Origin of the sequence: Bacillus sp. JH7, from assembly GCF_001563515.1 — a bacterium.
GTDB lineage: Bacteria > Bacillota > Bacilli > Bacillales > Bacillaceae_G > Bacillus_A > Bacillus_A cereus.
This window is the reverse complement of sequence record NZ_LPUS01000008.1, coordinates 1-2683: the sequence shown is the minus strand read 5'-3', so window position 1 is coordinate 2683 and position 2683 is coordinate 1. Positions and strand designations below refer to the sequence as shown.

Here is a 2683-nt window from a genome sequence, read left to right as displayed (position 1 = left end):
TTCGCTCGACTTGCATGTATTAGGCACGCCGCCAGCGTTCATCCTGAGCCAGGATCAAACTCTCCAATAAAGTTAGTTTGTCTAGCATCTAAAATAAAAATTGACGTTTCACGTTGTTTGTTTCGTTCAGTTTTCAAAGAACTACTTGGTCGCTCATTCGCGACTTCCTTATGTTAACATTTTCATCTTTCAATGTCAACTAAGTTTTTCATTTCGTTTGTCGCTTGCGATGTTAATGTCATCGGCGACTTGTTCTATATTACACCTCTAAAGTATAATCGTCAATACGTTTTTTTAAAAACTTTATATTTTATAGATTTCACTTATGTATTTCTTCTATAGTTATATACAAGCACCCCACAGAACTATCTATGGGGTACTACTCTACTATAAAAACTATTGCTCTTTCGATGGCGCCGAACAACTTCCATCAGTACAAGAAAGATCGCTTCCACCCTCTGAAGAAAGTTCTTGTAACTTAGGTGCAGGATTCTCTTCTTCCCACACTTGCTGAAGTGCACCAACAAAAGTTTCAAGTGGTTGTGCACCTGAAATAGCATACTTTTGATTAATAATAAAATAAGGTACTCCCGAAATTTGATATTGCTGAGCAATCGCTTCATCAATTCTAACATCATTTGCATACGCATTTTTATCATTAATAACATTTAAAGCCTCTTGCTTATCTAAACCTGAAACTTCAGCGATAGTAGCAAGTGTATCCACATCACTTAAATTTCTCGATTCAGTGAAGTATGCGAAAAGTAGATTTTCCGTAATCTCTTTTTCTTTTCCTTGATCCTTTGCAAACTTCGCAAGACGATGCGCATCAAACGTGTTCGTCGGCTTCATCTCATCAAAATTAAAACTTAAACCCATACTAGCTGCATGATTTCCTAGCTGTACGTTATTACGCTTAGCTTCTTCAATACTAATTCCATACTTTGATGCAAGTACTTCATTAATACTTGTCCCAGAATAGATTGGAGCATTTTGGTCTAATTCAAAACTTTTAAACTCAACTTCAACATCCTTCTTATGCGGAAATTGCTCTAAAGCTATCTCTAATCTACGTTTCCCAATATAGCAAAATGGGCATACAAAATCTGACCAAACTTCAATTTTCATAGAAACACCTCATTAACTTTTAATTTTCAATCATTGTAGCACTGAGATTAAGGAATTCAAAAGTTTTTGCTCTACCTCCCTCATATAGTACATACAAAAATACACTTATAGCAGAATACCTAATTAACAAAAAAACGATAATCAAAAGGATTAACTATTATCCCTCCGATTATCGTCTATATAAATGCAACAACTTTAATTATGCCGGAATATACTTCCCTACGAACTTCCATACAGTATTCCAATATTTATTCGAATCTACTTTCTCCGCTTCCCCATGTCCAGCACCTGGAACAATTAATTTCTCTTTTTCTACTTTTGCAGCATTATATACTTCATCTAACATTTCAAAAGGAACGAATGTATCAGCATCCCCATGAATGAACAGCATAGGTGTTTTACTTTTCGCTACTTGTTTTACAGCTGAGGCCTCTTCTAAATCATACCCAGCTCTTAATTTAGTAACCGTATTTGCCGCATTCATAACAGGAAACTTCGGTAAGTGGAATAAATCTTTTAGTTGATAAGTAAATTCATCCATAACAGTTGAGTATCCACAATCTTCAATAATAACTTTAACATTAGAAGGTAAATCTTCTCCTGAAGTCATCATTACAGTTGCCCCGCCCATTGAAACACCAAATAGAGCTATTTCAGCATTAGGGTCTTTCTTTAAGATTTGTTGAATCCAAATTAACACATCTTTACGATCATGCCAGCCCATACCAACATAATCCCCTTCACTATTTCCGTGCCCACGAAGGTCTGGTGCTATGACATTATAGCCTTGTTCATAAAAGTTACGAACATATTTCGTCATTTCTGATGCTCTACCACTATATCCATGAACTACAATTGCCCATTTATGACTAGATGGTTCATTCATATATTCATAACCTTTTAAATTTAATTTATCGAAAGAACGTATAGTTAATGTGTTAGGTTTATACTTCGATACGAAGTTTGCATTCTTTTCTTCATTTGCAGCCAATACATCTCCCGACGCATTTACCGTTTCCACTAAATGAGGATTATCTTGCAAAAATTCCTTTTCTTGTTTCGCATTTAATGCATAGTTATAAAAATAATTTCCAACTAACATATACACGATTACTAGCAGGACTAAGACTACTATAGTAATTATACTTATCTTTTTCATATTATCTCCTTTTCTAACTTAAATCTTCTTATATTAAAGTACATCAAAAACAACTGTACTATTTTAACATACCAATGAATTCTATCTTTAAGAAATAAAATAGAAAATCTTAAATTACCTGTCAAAAATCACGAAAGAAATTGAATAAAACTTATATAGCTACGTACTCAAAAATCTTTAAAAAAATGAGCAGCACTTCAAAATATTTAGCTTTGAAAAGAAGTTATAAAACACAAAAAAGACGAGTCATTCTGACTCGTCTTAAGCTTGCTTGGCGACGTCCTACTCTCACAGGGACAAGGTCCCAACTACCATCGGCGCTAGAGAGCTTAACTTCCGTGTTCGGTATGGGAACGGGTGTGACCTCTCTGCCATCATCACCAAACTATGAAGGCA

The 2683-nt window shown here is 34.7% G+C and carries 2 protein-coding genes and 2 rRNA genes; all 4 read right to left on the bottom strand.

Translation table 11 applies throughout. From position 1 onward, the window contains the following. Positions 1-70: ribosomal RNA gene (locus tag AU379_RS17375) — 16S ribosomal RNA — on the bottom strand; the annotation flags it as partial. Positions 71-396: 326 nt separating this feature from the next. Continuing rightward, complete coding sequence (locus tag AU379_RS17370; RefSeq protein WP_000687915.1) at positions 397-1128, bottom strand: DsbA family oxidoreductase; 732 nt, start codon at positions 1126-1128, stop codon at positions 397-399. A gap of 199 nt (positions 1129-1327) precedes the next feature. Continuing rightward, positions 1328-2287, bottom strand: a complete 960-nt coding sequence (locus AU379_RS17365) for an alpha/beta hydrolase (RefSeq protein ID WP_000723978.1) — start codon at positions 2285-2287, stop codon at positions 1328-1330. A gap of 269 nt (positions 2288-2556) precedes the next feature. Next, positions 2557-2672 (bottom strand): 5S ribosomal RNA (gene rrf / locus AU379_RS17360). Positions 2673-2683 lie beyond the last annotated feature (11 nt).

Bases quoted from the DNA above. Each gene is read 5' to 3' on its own strand.
- AU379_RS17365 (WP_000723978.1), bottom strand. From the start codon at position 2,287: ATGAAAAAGATAAGTATAATTACTATAGTAGTCTTAGTCCTGCTAGTA.
- AU379_RS17370 (WP_000687915.1), bottom strand. From the start codon at position 1,128: ATGAAAATTGAAGTTTGGTCAGATTTTGTATGCCCATTTTGCTATATT.